Annotated in this window: 19 protein-coding genes; 7 read left to right on the top strand and 12 right to left on the bottom strand. The window is 71.7% G+C overall.

Features of this window, described 5'->3' with window-relative positions; all coding sequences use genetic code 11:
• Positions 1-111: 111 nt before the first annotated feature.
• From ACFXOM_RS09725 to ACFXOM_RS09715, 3 genes are all read right to left on the bottom strand, one after another.
• Entirely contained in the window at positions 112-1,032 is a 921-nt protein-coding gene (locus tag ACFXOM_RS09725) for a MurR/RpiR family transcriptional regulator (RefSeq protein WP_384934120.1), read from the bottom strand.
• 132 nt (positions 1,033-1,164) lie between these two features.
• A complete protein-coding gene (locus tag ACFXOM_RS09720; protein ID WP_384934117.1) occupies positions 1,165-1,644 on the bottom strand; it encodes an SPW repeat protein in 480 nt (159 codons plus the stop codon).
• A 484-nt stretch (positions 1,645-2,128) separates the two neighbouring features.
• A complete protein-coding gene (locus ACFXOM_RS09715; protein ID WP_384934114.1) occupies positions 2,129-3,043 on the bottom strand; it encodes a DMT family transporter in 915 nt (304 codons plus the stop codon).
• Between the two features lie 236 nt (positions 3,044-3,279).
• On the opposite strand from ACFXOM_RS09715, the gene ACFXOM_RS09710 reads away from it, so the two are divergent.
• Genes ACFXOM_RS09710 through ACFXOM_RS09700 form a run of 3 tightly spaced genes read left to right on the top strand, consistent with a single transcriptional unit; the run spans position 3,280 to position 7,143 of the window.
• Positions 3,280-3,765 carry a hypothetical protein gene (locus ACFXOM_RS09710; protein WP_384944326.1) on the top strand — a complete coding sequence of 162 codons (486 nt, stop codon included), beginning with the start codon at positions 3,280-3,282 and terminating at the stop codon, positions 3,763-3,765.
• Entirely contained in the window at positions 3,762-6,020 is a 2,259-nt protein-coding gene (locus tag ACFXOM_RS09705; protein ID WP_385037575.1) for an FUSC family protein, read from the top strand. The genes ACFXOM_RS09710 and ACFXOM_RS09705 overlap by 4 nt, the downstream gene beginning before the upstream one ends.
• A 10-nt stretch (positions 6,021-6,030) precedes the next feature.
• Positions 6,031-7,143 (top strand): PP2C family protein-serine/threonine phosphatase, encoded by a 1,113-nt coding sequence (locus ACFXOM_RS09700; protein WP_385037572.1) that lies wholly within the window; start codon positions 6,031-6,033, stop codon positions 7,141-7,143.
• A 149-nt stretch (positions 7,144-7,292) separates the two neighbouring features.
• Here the strand turns inward: ACFXOM_RS09700 and ACFXOM_RS09695 are convergent, their stop codons facing one another.
• Positions 7,293-8,531 (bottom strand): RNA-guided endonuclease InsQ/TnpB family protein, encoded by a 1,239-nt coding sequence (locus tag ACFXOM_RS09695; protein ID WP_385037569.1) that lies wholly within the window; start codon positions 8,529-8,531, stop codon positions 7,293-7,295.
• A gap of 29 nt (positions 8,532-8,560) precedes the next feature.
• Between ACFXOM_RS09695 and ACFXOM_RS09690 the strand changes: the two genes are divergently transcribed.
• Complete coding sequence (locus ACFXOM_RS09690) at positions 8,561-8,719, top strand: Arc family DNA-binding protein (RefSeq protein WP_093658788.1); 159 nt, start codon at positions 8,561-8,563, stop codon at positions 8,717-8,719.
• Positions 8,720-8,811: 92 nt separating this feature from the next.
• Positions 8,812-9,318, top strand: coding sequence for an NUDIX hydrolase (locus tag ACFXOM_RS09685; RefSeq protein WP_384933187.1), 507 nt, complete (start codon positions 8,812-8,814; stop codon positions 9,316-9,318).
• A 203-nt stretch (positions 9,319-9,521) separates the two neighbouring features.
• On the opposite strand, the gene ACFXOM_RS09680 is transcribed toward ACFXOM_RS09685, so the two are convergent.
• On the bottom strand, positions 9,522-9,905 hold the full coding sequence (locus ACFXOM_RS09680; protein ID WP_384933190.1) for a VOC family protein: 384 nt from the start codon (positions 9,903-9,905) through the stop codon (positions 9,522-9,524).
• A gap of 372 nt (positions 9,906-10,277) precedes the next feature.
• Here ACFXOM_RS09680 and ACFXOM_RS09675 point away from each other — a divergent pair, with 372 nt between their 5' ends.
• Positions 10,278-11,903, top strand: coding sequence for a SpoIIE family protein phosphatase (locus ACFXOM_RS09675; RefSeq protein ID WP_385037568.1), 1,626 nt, complete (start codon positions 10,278-10,280; stop codon positions 11,901-11,903).
• Positions 11,904-12,063: 160 nt separating this feature from the next.
• Here ACFXOM_RS09675 and ACFXOM_RS09670 read toward each other — a convergent pair whose 3' ends face one another.
• Complete coding sequence (locus ACFXOM_RS09670; protein ID WP_384933195.1) at positions 12,064-14,211, bottom strand: SpoIIE family protein phosphatase; 2,148 nt, start codon at positions 14,209-14,211, stop codon at positions 12,064-12,066.
• 24 nt (positions 14,212-14,235) lie between these two features.
• Positions 14,236-15,579 (bottom strand): DUF6777 domain-containing protein, encoded by a 1,344-nt coding sequence (locus ACFXOM_RS09665; protein WP_384946525.1) that lies wholly within the window; start codon positions 15,577-15,579, stop codon positions 14,236-14,238.
• Between the two features lie 180 nt (positions 15,580-15,759).
• On the opposite strand from ACFXOM_RS09665, the gene ACFXOM_RS09660 reads away from it, so the two are divergent.
• Complete coding sequence (locus tag ACFXOM_RS09660; RefSeq protein ID WP_385037565.1) at positions 15,760-17,055, top strand: streptophobe family protein; 1,296 nt, start codon at positions 15,760-15,762, stop codon at positions 17,053-17,055.
• Positions 17,056-17,182: 127 nt separating this feature from the next.
• Here ACFXOM_RS09660 and ACFXOM_RS09655 read toward each other — a convergent pair whose 3' ends face one another.
• The 5 genes from ACFXOM_RS09655 to ACFXOM_RS09635 all read right to left on the bottom strand — a co-directional run bounded on the left by ACFXOM_RS09655 (position 17,183) and on the right by ACFXOM_RS09635 (position 23,457).
• Complete coding sequence (locus ACFXOM_RS09655; RefSeq protein WP_385037563.1) at positions 17,183-17,758, bottom strand: hypothetical protein; 576 nt, start codon at positions 17,756-17,758, stop codon at positions 17,183-17,185.
• A gap of 12 nt (positions 17,759-17,770) precedes the next feature.
• Positions 17,771-20,131 carry an FHA domain-containing protein gene (locus tag ACFXOM_RS09650; RefSeq protein ID WP_384933206.1) on the bottom strand — a complete coding sequence of 787 codons (2,361 nt, stop codon included), beginning with the start codon at positions 20,129-20,131 and terminating at the stop codon, positions 17,771-17,773.
• Between the two features lie 181 nt (positions 20,132-20,312).
• On the bottom strand, positions 20,313-20,708 hold the full coding sequence (locus ACFXOM_RS09645) for a molybdopterin-binding protein (RefSeq protein WP_384933209.1): 396 nt from the start codon (positions 20,706-20,708) through the stop codon (positions 20,313-20,315).
• A gap of 86 nt (positions 20,709-20,794) precedes the next feature.
• Positions 20,795-21,946: an XdhC family protein gene (locus ACFXOM_RS09640; RefSeq protein ID WP_384933212.1), complete on the bottom strand. Its 1,152-nt coding sequence runs from the start codon at positions 21,944-21,946 to the stop codon at positions 20,795-20,797.
• A 47-nt stretch (positions 21,947-21,993) separates the two neighbouring features.
• Positions 21,994-23,457 carry an NCS2 family permease gene (locus ACFXOM_RS09635; protein ID WP_384933216.1) on the bottom strand — a complete coding sequence of 488 codons (1,464 nt, stop codon included), beginning with the start codon at positions 23,455-23,457 and terminating at the stop codon, positions 21,994-21,996.
• Between the last annotated feature and the right edge of the window lie 273 nt (positions 23,458-23,730).

The following is a 23,730-nucleotide window of genomic DNA, read 5'->3' as shown; positions in this document are numbered from 1 at the left end:
GTGCCACACGCAGTAAATATATTTACTGCCAAGTAAGCAAGTGCATGAAAAAATTCATGCACCGCTTGGCGTGAAAACTCCACTCCAAGATCCGCCTTGCCCCCTCCCCCGTCAGTACTCCAGGAAGAAGTCGTGCTGCTCAGCGGCCTGCTCGTACTTCTCGAGGCGTGCCTGGGTGCGCTCGGGATCGGCGTCGGCCATCGCCTGGAGAATGGCTGCCGAGAGCACCCCGGGCGCCGCGTAGGAGTCGAAGACCAGCCGCGATCCGGTTCCGGCGGTCAGCGCGACGTCGGCCGCGTCGACGATCGGCCCCATGGTCAGGTCCGTGATCAGAGCGACGCGCATGCCGGTGCTGCGCGCGGCCCGCACCGCCGCCAGGGTCTCCTTGGCGTGGCGGGGCATCGCGAAGGCCAGCACCCACGTTCCTCCCGCCTCCCGGGACTGGAGCAGCGCGTCGTACGCAACGCTGCCGCCGCGCGCCACCAGACGCACGTCCGGGTGGATCCGTCTCGCGGCGTAGGCGAAGTACTCACCGAGCGAGGTGGAGATCCGCAGACCCAGGATCGTGAGCGGCACCGAGCCGGCGAGTGCACGACCGACCTCCACCACCCGGGCGGGGTCGGCGAACACACGGCGCAGGCTCTCCAGGTTGCCCATCTCGGCGTCGACCGCCGCCTGCAGCTCGTTGCGGCGCCGCTCGCCCGCGTCCGGTGCACCGGCGACCGCACTCAGCGCGATGGGCTGCAACGCCTCACGAAGCGCAGGGAATCCGCTGAATCCGACGGACACCGCGAAGCGGGTCACCGACGGCTGGCTCACCCCCACTCGGTCGGCGAGATCCGTGATCGACAGGAACGCGGCCTCGGTGAGATGGTCCGTGATGTACTGCGCGATTCGCCGCTGACCGGGAGAGAGCCGGTGCCCACCGAACAGGGCACGGACCTTCTCCACAGGACCCGGTTCTTCGTCCGGAGACTGCTTTCCCGGCGTGATCGCAGACGCCTGCGCGCGCGCCTGCTGACCTGATGGCACCGTGTGCCTCCTTCTCGTCCCGCTCGAGCTCAACATAGCTCACCTGACGTGGCGCCCAGTGAACTCCCTGTACAACCGGAAGGCCCCGGCCTTCACGGCCGGGGCCTTACGGAGTGGACGGTGCGGGATCCATCACTGCAGGGGGCCGATGTCCGGGCCGCCGCGTGCGGACGCCCGGGAAAGGCGCCCCCTGCCGCCGCGGGTACCGGCGGTGGCGGCCATGGCCAGGCCCAGGAGCAGCGCCACGACGCCGACGATGACGTTGCTGACGACACTGGCGACGGTGTCGACCTTGCCGGCGACGACCCACGGCGACACGATCGTCCAGGCTCCGATGGCGATGGCACACCAGGCCATGGCATGGGTGCGCTCGTACGCCGAGCCGACGCCTCCCATGCACAGGGCGTAGGCCACGCCGGTGATCAGGTTGCAGACGGCCAGCGTGGTGAGTCCGTTGAAACCGACTATCCACGGCGAGGCCGCCAGGTAGAGGCCCGTGAGCAGGGCCAGCGCCTCTATCGTCTGGCCGCGCGGCGTGGCGGCGGCGCGTTCGAAGCGGGCGCGCATCTCGGCGAGATCAGGATGCTGCTCGATGCTGGGGTGGGTGGTCATGGCGGGCCGCCTCCTTCGGCGTGAAACAGGCCCTTCACCTGCAATGAAACGCTCCATGCGCGGCTCGGGTCAACGCGGGCGGAGGAAGTCGTCGCGAGCGACACGGAGCGTGCTCGCCCTCCGGGCGACAGGTCACCCGCAGTGGTGGACGGAGGCCGGATCGGGGCGCCCCAGTCGTGGCTTGAAGGATGATCAGGTGACGCCGGTCCGCGTCAGGTCGCCGGCCCGTATCCGGTCAGGTCAGGTCACGAGCTGCACCCGACCCGATCGACGCACGACCGTCGGGGCCGGCGGGAGGACGCCCACCACGCCGTAAGGGCCCACCGCCGGCACGTCCGGCGAGCCGGTCGCCGAGGGACGCGGGCCGCTGCCCACCGTGGCCCGGCACCTCCTCTTCGCTCGCGGTCATGTCACCGCCGCCGCATGCCGCTTGGCGGCCGAGATCAGCGCCAGCGCCTGTCCCAAGGGCGCTCGACACGCTTGCTCAGGGCTGCGGCCGCACGGCCGGCGGAGGTGCGTCGGACGGCGCGTCGGGTGCGACGAGCGACTGGGTGAGCGGAATGCGGGCGAGGGCGACCGCACCCGCCGCGATCAGCGCGAAGCCGATCAACTGCGGGAGCAACCACCAGCCGGAGCGGACGTGCTCCTCGTACACCACGATCCCGAGGGCGAGGCTCACCATGGCGTCGCCCAAGGTGATCGCGGGCTGGGAAGCGACCAGCGGACCGGCCTGCATGGCGTTCTGCAGCAGGAACAGGGCACTCGCTCCGGCCGCCGCGAAGGCGTAGGTCTGCCAGGCGGTGAAGAACGCCACGGCCCCGTAGTCGTCCAGGATGTGGGTCGCCTCCTTCATCAGCGCCGCGGTCAACGCGAAGCAGATGGCCGTGGCCGTGCCCAGGCACGCCGCACGCGTCCTGCCCTCGGGCCGCCGCAGCGCAACGCCCGCGAGGATGATGACCGCACCCACGCAGACGGTGAGGGCGGGAAGCCAACGATCCATGGGGACGTGCGTGCGATTGCCCGTCGGGGACAGCGCCGCCAGGGCGATGCCCAGTCCCACCACCACGCAGATCACGGCGATCCATCCGGTGCGCGCGAGATGCCTGCGCATCAGGAGCGAGGCGACGACCAGGGTGAGCGGCAGTTCCAGGACGAAGAGCGGTTGGACGACGGTCAGCGGCCCGGAATTCAGCGCGAGCGCCTGGAACAGGCCGGCGGCGATCACGGTGAGGATGCCCGCGATCCACACCGGGCGCTTCAGCAGATCCAGCATGAGACCGGCCCGGAAGCCCGAAGAACTCGGCACCGACAGGGCGGCCTTGCGCTGCAGCACGGTCGCGACGGCATTGCTGAGCGCCGCGCAGAGCGCGAAGAGAACCGGCAGCAGCAGCGTGTGCACCGTGGGCCCTCCGACAGTCGGGCGACGACGGGTTTCGGGACGTCCCTGCCATGGTGGCCCCCGCTCGTGCTTCCCCGCGACCGACGGGCACCCGCCCCCCGTGCATGCCGAGGTTGCCCCACCCGGCTGGGGCAACCGGGCTGCGGTCCGTATCGGACCGCCCCACAATGGGACCAGGTCGGATGCCCGACCCCCACTCGCGACGTCGCGCCGGCGTCGCCCGAGAGGACGTGCCCATGCGCGCAGAGTGGTCGTCGGCCGCGCGGACTGGGGCCTTCATCGCGGTCGGCTTCGCGCTGTTCTGCATCCAGATCGATTGCGGCGTGTACGCGCCCAGCCTCGCGACGGCGTGGTGGGCTTGTGCCCCCGCCATCGCCTGCTGCGGTCCGGGCTGGACCTTCTCCACCGTGACCGCCCAGCAGGCCGTGGCGCCGTTCCAGGTGGGTGAGGCGTCGCGCGTACCACTGACGTTCCTCGTGGCCGTGGGACTGATCGCGCTCGCGGCAGCGGCCGCCGCCATCGCGGCGATGACTCCCGAGTCACCGCAGGAGGAGCACGACGCGATCCCGAGGTGCGGTGGCCTCGTGTTCCTGGCCGTCTCCGGGGTCGTCACGGTAGCCGTACGCCACCGGCCCGTCGTCCGCGGCAAGGCCCGAACGCTGTCCATGCGCGCGCCGTGGCCGCACGGCGACGCGCCTCCGCACGATGAGGGGGCGCGATGACCGGCGGGCCCGAGCGGGCGGCGATCGTGCACCGCGCGGTCCGGACGACCCTGGCCGCGTGCGCCGGGTTCTACTCGTTCCTGTACGGGCTGCACGAGAGCGTCATGGCGCTCTACGGGCTGTTCGCTCCGATCGCGCTCGGGATTCTCTCCTCGATCCCGGGGTCCGGGCGGGAGCGGGCGGCGGTGATGCTCCGGACCCTACCGGTCGGGCTGGTCCTGGTGACGCTGGGCACCGTTCTCGCGGTACGGACCTGGGCCGCGGTGACCGGGATGCTGGTGGTCGGCTTCCTCCTCGCCTTCGCGGCGGTCGCGGGTCCCCGACCCGCCGGAGCAGCCCCGGGGCTACAGCTGTTCTACATCCTCGCGTGCTTCCCGCCGTACGCCCCGGACACGCTCGGCATGCGGCTGGCAGGTCTCACCGCGGGCGTGCTGATGCTCGCCCTGTGCGAGGTGCTCCTGTTCCCCGAGCCACCGACGCCGTCGTACCGGGAGCGCCTCGCCCATGCGATGTCGATCGCGAGCGAAGCCGCCCCGCGGCCGGCCGCCGCCTCGGCGGCACTTCTGCGCGCCACCGGCGCCAGCCTGCGCCTGTCCAAGATCCCGCCAGCCCAACGGCCCGCGGGGCCCGGGCGCACGGACCGAGCCCTGTCCCAGGCGGGTGCGGCTGCCCGACGGATGCTCGACCAACTGGCCCGGCTCGCCGATCTCGCAGCTGCCCGGGAGGACGGACCGGACGGCGCCGCGGGGCCGGAGGCACGCCGTCGGGCGGGCGGGGCACCGCCCGACGGTCTCGGCGCGGCCCCCGGCCGGACCGGGCCCGAGCCCGCGGGGCCCACGGAAGGCGGGGACGCGACTGCGCTCGCGATGGCGGCGTCGGGCACGCTCCTGCGCAGGGTGGCGTCGCTGTGCGATACCGCCGCCGCGGCACTGCGCACCGGCCGGTCGGCCCCCGAAACCGAGCGCCTCGACGACGCGATCAGCGGATTCCAGGCACTGCGCTTCGAACAGGCGACCGGGCCGCCGTCCGGCGTACCACCGGCCCCCGTACTGCGCCGGCAGGCCGCGGTGCTGGGCGTCGCCGAGTCGGCACGGGTCCTGGAGACGGCCGTGCGGATCGGCCTCCGCGGGAAGCCGACGGCACCCGCCCCGCCCACGGAGCTGTTCTGGTACGCCGACCTGCCCACACCTGAACTGTGGTGGCGGCGGCTCGCGGGCAACGTGGCGCTCCACTCGGTGCAGTTCCAGAACGCCGTGAGGATCGCCCTGGGCCTCGGCGCCGCACGGCTGGTGGCCGGTTCGCTCAACCTCACCCACGGCTTCTGGGTGCTGCTCGCCGTCCTGACGCTGGGGCGCACCACCACGAGGGAGACCTGGACTGCCGTCCGCAAGGCACTCGCCGGCACCCTGGTGGGCGCCTTCACCGCAGCCGTGCTGCTCACGGGCATCGGGCAACACACCGAGGCGTACGCGGTCGCGCTCGCCCCCGGCATGCTGGCGGCGTTCGCACTCGGGCCACTGCTCGGGATCGCCTGGGCACAGGCCATGTTCACCCTCGTGGTGACCTTCGCGTTCGCCCAGATCGCCCCCACAACCTGGAAGCTGGCGGAGGTGAGGATGGTGGACGTGCTCACGGGCAGCGTGATCGGCCTGGTGTGCGGGCTGCTCGCCTGGCCCGCCGGCGCCCGTAGGGAAGTACGGGCCACCATGGCGGAACTGCTGCGCTCCTGCGGACCGCTCGTGGCGGGAACCGTCAAGACGCTCGTGGCCGTCCCACCCGGGTCGGTGCCGGCGCCGAGCACCCGGCCCACGCTGCACAGGCTCCGCCTCGCCGAGACCGCGTACGCCCAGTACCGCAGCGAACCGAGCGGAGGCGCTCCCGTGCAGGCCGACTGGCACGCGGTGCTCATCGTCGCCAACCACGCCCTGCTCGGCTCCCAGTGGCTGCTGCACGTGGACCTGCCACCGGATTCCCTCCCGTCGGACGCAGCCGACTGGGCCCGTGCGACGGCGGAGGAGATTTCGACCGCCACCGAACGCATCGCCGGGCTCTGCACCTCCGGGAAGCCCCCACCTCAGCCGCCGCCACCACCTCCCCCCACGCCGGGCGACCCGGCGCTCCCCATGCTGATCGACCTCGAGCACTGGCTCAGGAGCCTGGCGGCCCAGCTCGGGCGCATCGAGGACTCGATCCGGGACGGGGCAGAGTCGGGACACGGTCGAACGGTGGCAGGTCTCGCCGAAGGCGGCTCCTAAGGTGCGCGGTATGTCTCGGTGGAGTCTGCGTCTGCCGTCCCTGCGTCAGGGATGGGTCTGGTGGCTGCCGTTGGCCATCATGGCCGTCGACGTGGTCGTGGAGCTGATCGTGCGGGGGGAGGAGCCGGTCAGCTTCATGTTGATCGCCGTGCCGCCGCTCGCTTCCGCGACCCGCGGGCCGCGCGTCACCGCACTGTTCGCCGTGGTGTGCATCGGCCTGGAAATGTGGATGGCCGTCCGGCGCCCCGGCCACTTCGCCGAGCAGCACCACGTGGCCGTCTACATCGCCACTCTGGTCATCGGAGTGGCGAGCGTGGCCCTCTCGTGGCAGCGCGAGCGCACCAGACAGCACCTGATCCGTGCCCACTCGGCGGCGGAGGCGATGCAGAAGACGCTGCTGCGGCCGGTGCCGCAGCGGCTCGGACCGGTGCACGCGGCGGCGTTCTACGAGGCCGGGGTGGGCGGCACACTCGTCGGCGGTGATCTGTACGACGTGTGCCGAACGCCGTACGGCGTCCGCGCGATCATCGGTGACGTCCGCGGAAAGGGCCTGGACGCGGTGCAGACGGTCGCCGCCGTCCTGGGCAGCTTCCGGGTGTCCGCCCACGAGTGGCAGAGCCTGAGCAGTCTCGCGGAACGCCTGGAGCTCAGCATCACCCGCAACAGTCCCGCCGGGGACCACGGGGACCCCGAGCTGTTCGTGACGGCACTGGTGCTGGAGTTCCCCCTCACGGGCGGCACGGTGCGGATCGTCGACCGCGGTCACCCGGAGCCGATCGTGGTCGGGCCTCACGGGGCACGGCGGTTGGTCACCGCACCGGCACTCCCGCTGGGCCTCGGCGCTCTGTACCCCGACGGCGCCACGGACCCTACGGAGCATCAGTTGAAGCCCGGTGAGGTGCTCGTCGTACACACCGACGGGGTGAGCGAGGCGCGGGACGCGGAGGGACGCTTCTACCCGGTGCTGGAGAGGCTGGACGAACGGTTCAGTAACGGTACTGCTCCTGACCCGGCGTCCGTCGTGTCGTTCGTGAGGGCCGATGCCGAACGCTGGTCGGCGGCCACGGACAACGACGACCGGGCAGTGCTCGCACTCACGCTGACGCCGGTGCCGATGCGATAGGGGCGGGGCGAGGCCGTCGGGCTCGCCTCCGCTGACGTCCGGATCGTCCGTGGCGCATCGGCAGCAGACCACTGCCGTCGCGCAACGCATCCACTCGACGTTGCTGGGCCGAGGCCGGAGTGCCGCCCTACATTGACATCCTCTCCGCCCTAAAGGACGGGGATTCCTGGCTCACGTTGGCTGGGGACCAGCGGTCCGCCAGCTCTTACACGATCAGCACCAGCCGGGTTGAGACCAGCCCGGACCAGCATCACGCGCGCGGAGTTCTTATCCCGAGGGGAGAGGACTCCGCACGCGGTGCAGGTGTAGGTACGTTCCGAAAGAGGAAGTGCGTGCTTGGTTCTCGCTCCGCACGACGCGCAGTCCATGGTGGTGTGCGCGGGATGTACGAGACGGATGTCCCGTGCATGCTTGCGGCCCATCTCGATCAGGGCCGTCTTGGTGGCGCCGATCGCCGCGTCAGCGGCCTTGCGGGCCATGGTGGTACGGCTGAGGAACTTCGGCCGGAAGTCCTCCACGGCGATTGCGTCGTGGTCGCGGACGACGGACTTGGCCCACTTGCGGGCGGTGTCCTGCCGCTGCCGGGCCACCTTCTTGTGGAGCGTCGCGGTCTGCTTCTGGGCTTCGCGATAGCCCTTGGAAGCGGCTTGTCCGCGCGCGGGCTTACGGCGGGCCATCATCCGCTGGTAGTGGGCCAGGCGCTGCGCCGCGCGCTTGCCGTGCTGGGCGTGGGGGAGGTCGTGGGCGTCGGATGTGGTGGTGGCGGTCTCCTTCACGCCCCAGTCCACACCCAGCACGGCACCCGTTGCCGGGAGCGGCTGTGCTTCGGTGGCGACGACGAACGACGCGTACCAGTGCCCGACGGAGTCCTGGTAGACCCGCACGCTGGTGGGTGCGGCCAAAAGTTCGCGGGACCAGACGACTGTCAGGGCGATGCCGCCCGCGATGTGGAGGCGGCCGTCCTTCAGCCGGAACCCGCGTGTCGTGTAGTTCAGCGTCGGCAGCGCGTCTCGCTTCCGCTTGATGCGGGGCATCCCGGCACGCTGCGGGAGCGGCAGCTTCGCCTTGATGTCCTTGAGCGCCTTGGCGCGGGACCTGGCGAAATCGCGGATGGTCTGCTGCTGCGGCACCGAGGCACCCTCACGCAGCCAGGCCATGGCGTTGCGGGCCTCGGTCAGCATCTTGTCGAGCTGCGCCGGGCCGCACGTCGTCTTCTCGGTGGCGCCCTGGTTCGCGGCGTGGACCTTGCGGGACATGGCCACGCACTCGTTCCACACCCACCGGCAGCGCGCCCACTCGGCTTCAAGGCCAGTGCGGGCGGTCGACGACACGCGAAGCCGGTAGGTGTACCGGGCATGCCCGGCGCCCTCCGATAGTGGTGTCGTCATGCCACCATTCTACCACTACGATTGAGGGCATGGATCATGAAGTGCGCATCACGCTCAGGCTGCCCGCCGACCTGCACGAGTGGCTGGTCTCTCAGGCCAAGTCCGCCCGCAGGTCCCTCAACTCCGAGATCCTGCACCGGCTTGAGGCCGGGCGCGGCAGCGACTCGGCAGACGACCAATCGCCCTGACGGCGATTGCTCTTCCCTTGCCCTGCTCCGCAGGGGTCCGATTCCTCCCCGGCCTGAAGGCCGGGGCATCCTCGCAGGTATCAGGTGACGCCATGCCGAAAGCACAGCACACAGTGGTCGTGGACAGGGGAATCGAGATCCCGGTCCCCGCCGACGGGGAGGTCTGGACCGTCGGAGCGGTCGTCCTCGATCAGCACGGCCGCGCCTTCGCCCAGAAACGCAGCCCCGACCGACGGCTCTTCCCCGACTGCTGGGACATCGTCGGCGGTCACGTCGAGCACGGTGAAACCCTGCTGGACGCCCTGATCCGGGAAATGGAAGAAGAGACCGGCTGGCGCCTGGACCGGGTACGCCGCCTGCTCGGGATGTCCACGTGGACCGGTGACGACCACGGTGGCGTCCGGCAGGAGGCCGACTACCTCGTCGAGGTCGACGGCGACCTCGACCACCCCACGCTGGAATGGTCCAAGCACACCGCCTACCACTGGTTCGGGCCCGACGACCTCCCCCGGCTCAAGGAGAACCGGGCACCCGGCGAATACCTGGTCCACGACCTGGTCGCGAAGGCTCTGCACGATCGGAAGGAGGAGCGCTCGTAGGGCTTCGGCAGTGCTTCGGTCCGCCCCTCTGCCGCTTCGCCGGGGTACGGGGTCGGGGAGCCCGCGGAAGTCGATGCGGTGGGACGGCGACCGCCGCTCGCGGGGCCGGTACCCACGGGCAGCTCCGGTCGGCCGGAACGGCCGGGACACGGGCCCGGTGCCGACGTGGCCGCGGCGGAGGACGCGTTGGCCGCGGCGGACCGTCAGAGCGGCTGCAACCGGGCGCGCAGGAGGCAGAATTCGTTGCCCTCCGGGTCGGCCAGGACGTGCCAACTCTCGGTGCCCGTCTGGCCGACGTCGACGGGCCTGGCGCCCAGGGCGAGCAACCGCTCCAACTCCGCTTCCTGGTCGCGGTCGGTGGGGCTGACGTCGATGTGCAGTCGGAGCTTCCCGGCCCGCGGGACGCCGTTGGGGCTGAGGACGAGGGTGGGCTGCGGACCGCCGAAGCCGGCGTCGGGCGGCCCGATCTCGATGCTCCCGTCGTCCTCCCGACCGAGTTCGACGTAGCCCAGGACCTCGCTCCAGAACGAGGCCAGCCGGTCGGGGTCGGCGCAGTCGACGACCAGTTCGCTGATGCGGCATGCCATGCCCGGCAGTGTACGGAGCCGGCTCGGGAGCCGACCGCCCGCCGTGCGGCAGGCGACGTGTTGCACGATCGCGTTCTGCCGGCGGCACCGGTGCACGATCGCGTGCGCGGCGCTCCGAGCGGTACCGCGTGCACGCCGGCCCCCGCCCCCGAGCTGCGGGGGCCAGACGGTGTCCGGGCCGGATCGACCAGTACGGTGGGCTCCCCGGTTCCGGAGCCGGACCGGTCGTACGGCGAAGGGGCCGACCGGCGGGCAAGGGCGTCGGGACGGGGTGACGCACGTCCGAGCACCGCCGAGCGCCCTGCTGATGCGGTCCGGGAGCGGGGTGGGGCAAGCTGGGGGCACCGCCCCGCGAGGGGAGGAGGTGATCGCGTGACCGCCGACGGCCGGGGCTGGTTCCAGGACCACCACGTGCTCAGCACGGCAGAGGCCGGTGGTCTGGGAGGGCCCCGTGCACTGGAGGACTTCCTGCGGGACGCCGCGGCCGGCGTCTGCGTGCTCGCTCCGGACCTCCGCTACGTCTACGCGAACGACGCCTACCGCCGTATCACCGGGGAGTCCCCGGACCGGCTGGCCGGTCGCTCCCCTGGAAACTCGGCGAAGCAGTACCTCGAACCTGCCGGCCTGCTGGCCGAGGTGCTCTCCGACGGGATCCCCCGCGGCCGGGCGACCGGTCCCGGCGACGGCTGTCGCACCACCTGCGTCCGGCTGGAGGAGCGGGGGACCGTGGTCGGCGTCCTGTGCATCGTGATCGAGGATCCCTCCACCGAACTCCAATCGGAGCTGCGACTCGCACGCGTCCGGTCCGCCGCGGCCGACGAAGCCGTCGAACGGATCGGAACCTCCCTCGACGAGCGGAGGACCTGCGGGGAACTCGCTCATTTCGTCACCTCGTGGCTCGGTGGTGCCGCAGCCGTCGAGCTGCTGCCGTCCCTGCCCGCGGCGCGGACACCGGCCCTCCCCTCGTCGATGCTCCGCGTCGCCGGGGCCGGTCCCGTGGAGCTGCTCGGCAACGGCGAACTGGAAGGGGCAGCCCGGTCGGCTGCCGACCGGGCCGTCGGGTCCGGGCTCCCCGCGACCGAGCACGGGCCCGGTGCAGGCACCGCCGTCCTCGCCGTTCCCCTGGCCGCTTCCGCCGACCGGAGCGGCGCGGACGACGTCATCGGGGTGGTTGTGCTCGCCCGTGTCGGCTCCCCCTACGCCGCGCACGACCTCGCCCTCGCCCGGCACGCGGTGCGCCGCGCAGCCGTGGGCGTACGGCACTCCCGTGAGTTCGCGGCGGAACAGCGCAAGGCCGTCGACCTGCAGCGCGCCCTGCTCACCGAGCCCGGAAAACCCCACCCCAACCTCCAGCTCGCGACCCGCTACCTGCCGGTCGGCGGCAGCGACCTGGTGGGCGGCGACTGGTTCGAGACCGTGCGTCTCCACTACGGGCGGACCCTGCTCGTCATGGGCGACGTGATGGGCCACGGTGTCGAGGCAGCGGTCGAGATGAACACCTACCGGGGGATGCTGCGGGACACCGCCGCGGCCGACCTACCACCGCACCGGGTACTGCGTCGGCTCGACCTCGCCATCGCCGACACCGTGGCCCGGCCGGCGACGTGCCTGCTGGTCCGGATCGACCCGGCGCGCGGGCTCGGGTCGTTCGCCAGCGCCGGTCACCTTCCGCCGGTGGTCTTCACCCGCGACGGGACCGCGGACCTCGTCGACGTACCGGCCGGCCCCCCGCTCGGCACCGGTCTCGGCGGCTACGAGCTGGTCACCCGCGAACTCACCGCCGACGAAACGCTCCTGCTGTACACCGACGGGCTGGTGGAGCGGCGCGGCGAGGACATCGACGCTTCCCTGGCCCGGCTGACCCGGGTGCGGCAGCAGTCCGGCACACCCGTCGAGGAACTGGTCGACACGGTGCTCCGGGAGCTGGACGCGGAGCACGCCGAGGACGACGTCGCGCTGCTCGCGGCGCGTCTGCGCCCCCGCCGCAGCGCCGGGTAAGGTACGCGCAGGAGCCACCGGTCCGGGCGCAGGACGGATCCGGCACGGCCCGCTGAGCCGGAGCCCGTGGCTCCCGCCCGGAGTCCTGCTGACCCGCCGGACGCACGCCCCGGGTCGCGTCTCGGCGCCCCGCCCCGTGCGCCCCCTCACGGTGCGCCCTTCACGCTCCCCCGCCGCGTCCCGTCGGTCGCAACAGCATCAGGGCCACGTCGTCGGCGCGTTCACGGATCTGCTCGGTGTGCCGGATCAGGCTCTCCGCCGCTTCCTCCAACGGTCGGCCGCCCACCTCCGCGAGGTGGGCGGCGAGGTCTGCCAGTGCCGCGTCCGGATCCGTACCCGGCGCTTCGAACAGTCCGTCGGTGTACAGCGCCAGGACGGAGCCGGGCGGCAGGGGCACCTGGGCAGCGGGATAGTCGGTGCCGTCGTCGACGCCGAGGAGCGCACCCCCGGGCACGTCGAGGACGCGCACGGAGCCGTCCGGGTCGCGCAGCAGTGGCTGCGGATGGCCGGCGCGGGCGAGCAGCACCCGGTCTCGCGCCAGGTCGAGCTGCGCGTACACGCACGAGACGAAGAGTTCGACGTCGAGGTCGATCAGCAGACGGTTGGTCCTGGCCATGACCTCCCCCGGCGACTGCCCGACCGCGGTGAAGGCGCGGACGGCGGTGCGCACCTGTCCCATCAGCCCGGCAGCCGCGACGTTGTGGCCCTGGACGTCGCCGATGACGGCGACCGGGCCGGGATGCCGGCCCTCGGTCCCGACCAGGTCGTAGAAGTCGCCGCCGATCTCCATGCCGCGCGTGGCGGGCAGGTAACGGGCCGCGCGCTCCAGGCCGGGGACGTCGGGCAGGGAGTGGGGCATGAGCGCGGCCTGGAGCCCGTGGGCCAGTCGGTGCTTGGTGTCGTACAGCCGAGCCCGTTCGAGCGCCTGGGCGATCAGGCTGACGAGGCTGGTCAGGACCGCTCGGTGGTCGGGCGAGAAGCGGTGCGGCTCCCGGTAGCCGATGATGCAGGTGCCCACCGGGCGACCCGAGGCGATGAGCGGAAGGAACGCCCAGGAGGCCATGCCGTCGCGGGTGGTCTGTCGGGCGGGGTAGACCTGCTCCAGCTCGCGGCGGGACTCGAAGAACGACGGGACGCCGGAGAGCAGCGCCCGGGTCCCCGGGGTGTGCGCGTCCAACGGCATCCCGTGGAAGCGCTCGACGAGGTGGGGGTCGCGGTAGCCACGGTGGCCGAGGACGTGGAGCCGGCCGGCTTCGGGCACGAGGATCACCAGGGACTGGCATCCGACCGCGGGCATGAACTCGGCGCCGACCATCTCGAAGACGTCGTCCACGCCGACGGCCTCGGTCAGCCCGCTGGCCAGGTTCAGGACGCGGGAGACCTCCACGAGGCGCGTGGGCGTGGGTTCACCGACCCGCTCCTGCGGACCCCGTTCCGTGGGGACGGGGTTGATGCGCACGCTGATCCCGGTCGCGCTGGGGTCCAAGCGGAACGAGAGCCAGTCGCGGGGCGGGCGCAGCGCGACGAACGAACTGGCCTGCTGGCTGATGAGGCTGGCCCGGTACCGGTCCTCGTACACGGGGTCGTTCAGCCACGGCAGCGCGCCCCACAGGGGTCTACCGACGAGTTGGCGCCGGGGCAGGCCGAGGAGCCCCGCGGCGGACGCGTTGACGAAGGTGACCCTCCCTTTGAGGTCCAGGGAACACAGTCCTTCGGGGATCCTGGACACCAATTCGACGGCCTCGGCCTCGTCGCCCCCGCCGGTGAGGCCGAAGTCACCGAGCACGTCCCGCTCGGCGCGCAGCGGCAGGCCCTGCTCGCTGACCCGTTGCAGTCGCAGCGCGAGCCGTCGGCAGGCCGCGGTGAGGTGTTCGCGCTCCCACTCGGACAGTTCAGGGGAATGCGAACCCGGCCAGGTGACGAACACCGCACCGTACACGGTGTCGTCGGTGGCCACGGGCAGTGCGGCGAGGGCGAAGGGGTACGGCAGGACCACGGCGATCCGGGGGTAGCGCGCGGTCATCTCCTCCTCGCCGCCGACCCAGACCAGGCGGTGTTCCCGGGCCGCGTCGGCGACCGGGAGCGGGGCGTTGACGCCGACCCGTTCCCAGGGCGCGGCGAATGCCCTCGGCAGGCCCGCCATCACGGCCATCTCCAGCGCCGCTCCTCCGGGGTCGAACAGGTAGACCGCTCCGGCGACCGCGCCGACCTCGTCCATCATTCCGGCCAGCGCAAGCGAGATGAGTGGCTGCCCGCCCTTCCCTTCCTCACTGCCGGGCGTGGCTGCGGACGGGGGCAGGTCGGTCATCGCCGGTTCACCTCCTCCGCGGGCTCACGACTGGGGCACCTGGGCCGAGGGCGGCGGTTCCTGCGACGGGGGTGCGATCGACTGGGGCAGTGACTGGGGAGCGGGTGGTTGTTCCTCCGGCGGTGGCGGCTCGGACGTGGGCTCTTGCGGAGGGGGCTGCTCCGGAGGCGGACCGACCGTGGTGCCCTCCTGCGACGACGTCTCAGGCGCCGGCGGAGACGTGGTCCCCGGGCCTGTGGTCTTCCCGTTCTGCTTCTCGGACGGGCTTTCCGACGACGGGGGCCGTGACGACGGCTCCCCGGACGGGCTCGTCGACGTCCCGCTCCCGGAGGACTCCCGTGCCGGCTTCGACTCCTTTCCGGTGGTCCCGGTGGGTGACGGCGGCACCAGGGTCGGCGTCGACGGGTGGTGGGGACGCGGCGCGGGCCTGTCCTTCGTCCCGTCGTCGCCGCGATCCCGGGCGAAGTAGGAGTCGTCGGCCCGGTCGTAGACGACGAAGACGGTCACCGGCTTCGGGGCGGGCTGGACGATCACGGTGTTGGACGCGCTGTAACCGGACCAGGTGTCGCCCGTCCGTTCGGGCGTGCCCCGCACGGCGACCGGGGGCTGCAGCGGATTGCTGCAGGCGCAGCGGACCCGCGGCACGCCCCGGTCGTCGACCAGGACGGCGGTGCCGGCCTGCAGCACGGCCTGGTGGGGCTCTGCCGCTCCGTTTTCGTACCCGTTGTAGGTGACGCGGGTGTCCATGCGCAGCGAGACGGAGGTGAGGGAACCGAGGTAGCTGGGGACCGAGGTCGGCGCGATGCGCAGGACCGACGCGAAGGCACGGTTCTTGGCCGGCTCGGCACGCAAGGAGCTGATCATCTTCGCGGTGTCGCAGCTCCCGCGCTGCTCGGTGCCGCCGTAGAGGCCGGGGGTCGAGCCGTCCACGCCGCGGGTGACGTTGGCAGCGGTGGGGGCCGTGTTGGTGCTGGGCGGCAGGGCGGCGGGGGGCTGGGACTCGGCGGGACCCCGCACGGCGGAGTCGGTGAAGGGGGACGGCCCGGTCTTCGACGCGGACTGCAGGAAGATCTCGCCGCCGGCCTGGGAGCCGCCGCCGGGGCGAGTGAGCACGAGCGAGACGGCCACGGCGGCGACGATGACCGCGGTGAGCAGCGCGACCTTGGGCACGGAGCGCCACCACGGCCCGCCGCCCCGGTCCCCGTCGGAGGGCCCTGCCGGGCCCCGGCCCGGCGGGGTGGTTCCTCCCCCGCTGCTCGTCGGGCCGCTCGGCGGCCCGGGTGGAGGCGGCGGCGTCGCCGAGTCCGGACCCGAGAGCGGGCCCGAGGGGGGTCCTTCGGGCTGGCCTGATGGCGGTTGGACACTCACGGGCCCTACTTCCCAGACATCCCGGGCGCCGCCGCTCAGGAGGTCCCGGACGTCCCAGCTGTCCCCAGGATCACAGTGGTTTTCTCCACAATTGTGTGCTCAGCCTGGCCACGGCCCGCAAGCCGAATCGGTTGGAGTACCCGACGGGCGGTGAGCCACCCCCTTGCTTACGGTGACAGCGTGAGTTCGCACGCATCCCCCCGGGGCGGCAGGGCGTCGCGCGCCGTGCGCGACTGGCGCGACGCCCTGGTGACGGTCCTCGGGGGCTTCGTCGCCATGATCGTCGTGGCTTCTCTCGGTCTCTGGGCGGCAGGCGGTGCGGACCTTCCCGGGAACGCCTTCCCAAACGTCGTCGCCGCCCTCGTCGTCATGGCTGCCGGGGGTTCGGTGGATCTGACGGGGGACGCGGGCGTGTTCGCCGAGTCGCAGGCCGAACTGAACGTGATGCCCCTGTCGGTGAGCCTCGCCGGGGCCCTGGTGGCGGCCGCGTTCTTCCTCCGGCCCATGCGGCACCGCGCGGTGGCCACGACCGGCGAGTTGCCGGCCAGGTTCGCCCGGCTCGCGGTGCTGTGGCTGCTGGCCCTCGCGGGGCTGTCGGCACTGGCCTCGAAAACCTTCACCGTCGAGCTCGGTGACTCCCTGTTGAGCGACATCGGGGACGCCCTCGACGCCAATCCCCGCGTCGGATTCCGTACGGATCTGGGCCCCACGCTGCTCTTCGGCCTGCTCTGGCTGGTCGGGGTGGTCGCCGTGGCCCTGCTGGTGTCCCGCAGGGCGCCGCTGCCCACCCGTCTGGTGCGCTTCGAGGAAGCGGTGCGTCCGGCGGCGTCCGCGATGGTCCAGCTGCTCCTCGCCTACGTCGTGGTGGGGCTGTGCGCCGGTCTCGTCGTCGCAGCGACCCAGGGACATGCGGACCGCACCTTCGCGGTGATCCTGCTGGGCTTGCCGAACGTGGCGTGGCTGGCGTTCACCCTCGGTCTCGGCGCCTCGTGGAACGGACGGGTGGACGGGCCGTTCGGACTGCCGATGCCGCAGGCGTTGGACGACGTGATGCGCGGGAGGCAGACGACCACCGTGAACGTGTCCACGCTCGCCGAACGGGACGGCCGGGTGTGGTGGCTGGTGGTCGTCGCCGTCGTCCTGGTGCTCGGCTCGGCGTTCCTGATGGCGGTGCGCTCCCCCGCACGGATCCGGCCGTGGCAGCACGCGGTGCGCATGGGGGTGGCGATGGCGCTGACGGTTCTGGTCGTCTGCCTGATCGTGCAGGTCACGGCACGCTACGGGCTGTCGCTCGTCGGCATCGGCGATGTCGGGGGCCTGGGCGGCGAGGTGTTCCTGCAGCCCCGTCCGTGGGCGGCGACGGGCATCGGACTGGTCTGGGGACTCATCGCCGGGCTGATCGGCTCGCTACTGGCCGCTCCGGTGCGGCGCCGGGGCGGTGCGGGGGCGTCCACCGGTGCCCGCGGAGCGGGCTGAGGCCGTTCGCCGGGCGCACCGTTCGGTGCGGCCGGTTCCGTCCGGCACGTCGTGGGCGTCCGGTGGGCGGGTCGGTCCCCACGGGCGGGCGCTTCACGGGGCTTCGCCCGCTTCTTCCGCCCCGGCTTCACCGCGGTCCGTCCCCGGAGGAGCCGGGAACGTTGACGGTCTGCGTGGGCGAGGGGCCGGAGGTGCCCCTCCCCGGGGCGGTGTCGCGGGGCGGAGCGGACGAAGCGAACGGGGTCAGCCGGGTGCCGTCGCAGTAGACCCATCGTTCGTGCTCGGCGTCGTACAGCCACATCGACTCGCCGTCCACGACCATGCCGACCCTCAGGCCCCGGGTACGCCTGCGGAACGTCTCGCCGTCCGACCGGCCGGCCGCGAGGTCTTCCGCCGCCCGCCGGTAGTCGGACAGGGCCTCCTCGACCCGTGCGATCAGTGGCTGCGGGTCTGCGGTGCGAGTGGTCTGCTGTCCGGCCGGCGGCGACTCGGGGACCGCGATGAGCAGCCGTCCGTCCACCCACGCCGACCAACCGTTGGCACACAGCACGTGCCCCCAGTCGCCGCGGCGGTCGAGCAGTTGGACGGGGAGGAAGGGGTCGAGGGGCGAGCTGGGCCGTGCTGCGTCCGGCGCCTCCCACGTGGCCAGTCCGTCGCGGGGAACCACGTGGGTGGGCCGGAAGTCGGGGACGGGTACGTTCACGGCGGCACCCGTCTACTTCCGCATGACCGCGGGCTCCTGGCGCCGCAGCAGCAGTCCGATGACGACCCACAGGACGGCGCAGTACGCCACCAGGACGACGATGCTCCGCAGCCACACTCCGGCGGAATGCCGGAACAGGGGGTCTGCGGTGTCCGGACCCGGCACGATCTTGCCGATGTCGACCGTCCCCGACATGGCCGCGAAGGCCCACCGCGCGGGGACCAGCCAGGCGAGCTGCTCCAGGCCGATGACGCCGTACAGCTTCAGCAGGGCCCCGCAGAACACGATCTGCACCATGGTGAGGAGCACCAGCAGCGGCATGGTGACCTCCTCCTTGGGTACGAGCGCCGACACGAGCAGGCCGATCATCATCGCGGTGAACGCCAGGAGGGCCACCGCCACCGTGATCTCGATGAGCGGAGGCATCAGGACGCCCCTGCCACCGGGTGCGCTCAGGTCGACCCCGAAGAGGCCGACGAGGGTGAGCACCACGGCCTGCAGGACGGTGATCGTGCCCAGCACCACCACCTTCGACATCAGGTATGCGGATCTGGACAGGCCGACGGCGCGTTCGCGCTGGTAGATGACTCGTTCCTTGACGAGCTCGCGCACCGCGTTCGCCGCTCCGGTCAGCACCCCGCCGACGCACAGGACGAGCAGCGCGTCCAGGGCGGTGTCCAGGGTGAACCTGCTGCCGGCGAGGCTCCGGGCCATCGCCCCCATGCCGAACGGCAGGGCCACCATGATGATCATGAACGTGCGGTCGGCGCTCAGCACCGACACGTAGCGGCGCACGAGGGTGTTGAGTTGTGCGAACCAGCTCTGCGACGTGGGGGGTGGCGCGACGTCCCCCGCCTGCCGGTCCTGCCCTGCCGGTGGGTGGGCCCCCACGACGGCGTACCGCTGATGGTACGAGGAGGCCTGGTACTCCCCCGCCCAGTCGCGTTCGCGATCGTTCTCGAAAGCCTCGAATGCCTTGGGCCACTGGTCGAAGCCGAAGAAGTCCAGGGCGTCGTCGGGCGCGCCGTAGTACGCGATCCGGCCCCCCGGTGCCATCACCAGCAGCCGGTCGCACACGTCGAGGCTGAGCACGCTGTGGGTGACGACGATGACCGTACGGCCGTCGTCGGCGAGCCCGCGGAGCATGTGCATCACCGAACGGTCCATGCCCGGGTCGAGTCCGGAGGTGGGTTCGTCGAGGAAGAGCAGTGACGGTTTGGTGAGCAGTTCGAGGGCGACGCTGACCCGCTTGCGCTGACCGCCGGAGAGGCTGTGGATGGGCTGGTCCGCCCGCTGTTCCAGGCCGAGTTCCCGGATGACTTCGTCGACCCGGGCCTCGCGCTCCTCGTCTGCGGTGTCCTCGGGGAAGCGTAGTTCCGCCGCGTATCCGAGTGCCCTGCGCACGGTGAGCTGGAGGTGCAGGATGTCGTCCTGCGGCACGAGTCCGATGCGTCGGCGCAGTTCGGCGTAGTCCCGGTAGAGGTCGCGGCCGTCGTAGACGACGGTGCCGTGCTCGGCCGGCCGTAGCCCGGTGAGTGCGTTGAGGAGCGTCGACTTCCCGGCGCCGCTCGGCCCCACGACGGCGAGCAACGTCTTCTCGCCGACGGGGAAGGTCACGTGGTCCAGGAGGACCTTGCGCCCGTTGTCCACGGCGACGGCGAGATCCTCGACCCGCAGCGAGACCTCTCCCGAGTCCACGAACTGCTGCAGTTCGTCGCCGACCAGGCTGAACGCGGAATGACCGATGCCGACGATGTCCCCTTCGACGACGCGGGCGCTGGTGACGGGCTGCCCGTTGAGGTAAGTGCCGTTGTGGCTGCCGAGGTCCGCGATCTCGAACGTCCCGTCGGCGTGCGCGCGGAGTTCCGCGTGGCTCCTGGAGACGATGAGGTCGTCCAGGACGATGTCGTTGTCGGGGGACCGCCCGATGCGGATGGTCCGCGTGGGCAGTGGTCGCACGGTGGTGGGCTGCCGGAAGGTGCTGGTGGCGGCGGGCATGAAGACGGCTGAGGGGCGCGCAGTTCCCTCCGGGCGCTGCGGCACCGGCTCCGGCTCCCTGCCGACCAGGACTGCACGGGGACCGTCCTGGGGGTTGCCGAAGCGTATGACGCTGCCCGGTCCCACGCCCCATTCCTGGATGCGGTGACCCTCCGCGTACGTCCCGTTGGTGCTGTTCTCGTCCTGCACCGTCCAGCGGTCGCAGACCGCCCTGAGTACGGCGTGGTGCCAGGACACGCGGGCGTCGTCGAGCACGATCTCGCTCAGCGGATCCCGCCCGACGTGGTAGACCCTGCCCGGGCTCATGAGCGTCGAGCCCCCGTCGGTTTCGATGACCAGCTCGGGCGCGGTGGGCGCAGCGGGCCGCTCAGGCATGCCAAGATTCTAACTTTTGGGCGCTTTGCCCGCCCGGGGGCGCTCGCCGGCCGTACGACACCCCGGGGGGCGGGGACCCGGAACACGTGGCCGGACCCCGGTTGCCCCCGTCCGGCGGGTGCCGTCACGGCACGACACCGGCAGCCGGCCGCGACGGGGCGACCCCCGAGTGGGAAGCCGCTCAGGGGCGGTCGATGTGCACGTTCGTGGACTTCACGCGGGCCGTCGCCTGCATGCCCACCTCCAGGCCGAGCTCCTCGACCGCTTCCCTGGTGAGCAGCGAGACGAGCCGGTGCGGTCCCGCCTGGATCTCCACCTGGGCGGCCACGTCACCGAGCTTGATCCCGGTGACGATGCCCGGGAAGGCGTTCCGCGCCGAGGTGTAGGGCGTCTCGTCGTCCTCGGCTGTACTCCTGACGAGCTCCACGGAGAACGCGGCCAGGTCCTCGCCCTCGATGAGGCGGCGCCCGGCGTCGTCGCGGTGGGTGGCGACCCTTCCGGCGTCGGCCCAGCGGCGCGCGGTGTCGGGGCTCACTCCGAGCAGCCGTGCCGCTTGACCGATGGTGTACTGCTGCATACCGGCACGATACGCATCGCACCTAGCATGTACAAGCAAAGTCCTCATTCTTGCTCGCATTTGCGAGCCATTGCCGCGCTCTGAGATCAGGCGACGGAGCCGAGCGCCTCGGCCGGCGCCCGCGGTCCGTCATGGTGGATCGGGACGTGCGCACCGGTCAGCGGGAGCCCGCTGCCTCCCCGACGGCCGGCGACGATCTCCGCCGCGATGGACAGGGCCGTCTCCTCCGGGGTGCGGGCGCCGAGGTCGAGGCCGATGGGCGAGTGCAGCCTCCCGAGCTCCCGCTCGGTGACCCCGACCTCGCGCAGCCGTGCGTTCCGGTCCTCGTGGGTACGCCGCGACCCCATCGCCCCGACGTACGCGACGGGGAGCCTCAGGGCCCGCTGGAGCAGCGGCACGTCGAACTTGGCGTCGTGGGTGAGGACGCACAGCACCGTCCGCCCGTCGACCCCGGCCGTCTCCAGGTACCGGTGCGGCCAGTCGACGACGATCTCGTCCGCCTCCGGGAAACGGGCCCGCGTCGCGAACACCGGGCGGGCGTCGCACACGGTGACGTGGTAGCCGAGGAACTTCCCCACCCGCACGAGCGCGGAGGCGAAGTCGATCGCGCCGAAGACGATCATGCGGGGTGCGGGCACGCTGGACTCGACGAGCAGGGTGAGCGGCCGGCCGCACCGGGAGCCGTCCTCGCCGATGAGCGCGGTGCCGGTGCGTCCCGCGTCGAGCATCGCGCGAGCCTCCGAGGCGGCCGTGCGGTCCAGCGCGGGATGACCGCCCAGGGTCCCCTCGAACGAGCCGTCGCCCCGGACGAGCAGGGCCTGGCCCAAGAGCAGCTCCGGTCCGTCCGCGATCCGTGCCACAGCCACCGTTTCGCGCCCCGCCGCGGCGCAGAGCGCCGCGGCGAACACCTCCCCCGCGGGGGAGTCGGCGCGTACCGGAGTGACGAGGACATCGATGACGCCGCCGCAGGTCAACCCCACGGCGAAGGCGTCCTCGTCGCTGTACCCGAAACGCTCGAGGACGGTCCTGCCGTCCTCGAGCGCCTGCAGGCACAGGTCGTACACGGCACCTTCCACGCATCCGCCGGAGACCGAGCCGATCGCCGTGCCCTCGCGGTCGACGGCGAGCGCGGCCCCGGGCTGACGCGGCGCGCTGCCGCCGACGGCCACCACCGTGGCGACGGCGAAGTCACGTCCTTGCCCGACCCACCGGTTCAGCTCGTCGGCGATGTCCAGCATGGCGGTCTCCTTCGGGGCTCGTGGATGCGTGGCAGGTCCGGAGGGGGTCAGCGGACTCCCAGCCAGCCTTCGATCGGATGGAGAGCGAAGAACACCACGAAGATCGCAGTGAGTCCCCACATGAACGCCCCCACCTCTCGGGCCTTGCCCTGGGCGGCCTTGATGGCCACGTAGGCGATCACACCGGCAGCCACACCGGGGGTGATGCTGTAGGTGAACGGCATCAGCACGACGGTGAGGAAGACCGGGATGGCGACTGAACGGTCGCTCCAGTCCACGTGCTTGGCGTTCTGCATCATCATCGCGCCGATCACGACCAGCGCCGCGGAGGCGACCTGCGGGGGCACGATCGCGGTGAGCGGGGTGAAGAACAGGCACGCGGCGAAGAACAGGCCGGTGACGACCGAGGCGAGGCCGGTCCTGGCGCCTTCGCCAACGCCGGTCGCCGACTCGACGAACACCGTCTGACCCGAACCACCTGCGACACCGCCGATCGCTCCACCCGCACCGTCGATGAACAGTGCCTTCGAAAGACCCGGCATCCGGCCCTTGTCGTCGGCCAGCTTGGCCTCCGTACCGACGCCGATGATGGTGGCCATGGCGTCGAAGAAGCCGGCCAGCACCAGCGTGAACACGATGAAGCCGACGGTCATCGCACCGACGTCGCCCCAACCGCCGAACTCGACGTGCCCGAAGAGCGAGAAGTCGGGCATGGAGACCGCGCCGCCGCTCAGCTCCGGCGGGGCCATGTTCCACGCCTTCGCATCGAGTCCGGCCACGTTGTGCACGACGACCGCGACGACCGTACCGACGACGATGCCGATGAGGATCGCGCCGGGGATCCCCCGTGCCTGGAGCATGAAGATCAGCAGCAGGGTGAGGCAGAAGATCAGGACGGGCCAGCCCGCGAGCTCACCGCCCGAACCGAGGGTGACGGGCGGACCGAACTCGGCCCCCTTACCCACGAAACCGGCCTTGACCAGGCCTATGAGGGCGATGAAGAGGCCGATCCCCATCGTGATGCCGTGCTTCAGTGCAAGCGGGATCGCATTCATGATCAGCTCGCGCAGTCCGGTGACCACCAGCAGGCAGATCACCAAGCCGTACACCACGCACATGGCCATGGCCTGCGGCCAGGTCATCTGGGGCACGACCTGCGAGGCGAGCACGCCGGAGACGCTGAGTCCGGCTGCGAGGGCGAGCGGCACCTTGCCGAGGAAACCCATGAGCAACGTGGTCACGGCGGCCGCGAAAGCAGTCGCAGTGATGAGTCCCGGCTGGCTGAGGACGTTGCCTGCGACGTCCTTGCCGTTGAGGATCAGGGGATTGAGCAGGAGGATGTACGCCATCGCCATGAAGGTGGTGATGCCGCCGCGCACCTCGCGCGCGACCGTCGATCCTCGTTCGGAAATGTGAAAGTAGCGGTCGAGCCAGGACCGTCCGGCGGGGACGCGCGAGCCGGAGCCTGCATCCTCAGCGGTGGTTCTGGGCTCCACTGACGACTGGGTCATGGTGCCTACTCCCAAGGTTCATAGGGGCACCCGCGGCGGACTGGCGGACGTCGGTGAGTGCGCGGGATTTGGGATCACTTCGTTGGCTGCACGACCCGGGGGACGGCCCGAGGCGAACGGTGGCCGCAGAGGTGCCGCCGACCGGAGTCGGGGTCCTGCGCCGGAGGTTCCGGCCTTGCGGTCTTCTTCGGGGTGGTGCTGTGGACCACGAGCGGTGCGGTCCGGGTCTCCGGACGGTGCGGGCCGGAACACGCGGGGTTCCGTCCGGCTCCT

Source organism: Streptomyces sp. NPDC059169, from assembly GCF_042755225.1.
Lineage (GTDB): Bacteria > Actinomycetota > Actinomycetes > Streptomycetales > Streptomycetaceae > Streptomyces.
The sequence above is the reverse complement of the archived record's forward strand: the minus strand, read 5'-3'. Positions and strand labels throughout refer to the sequence as shown.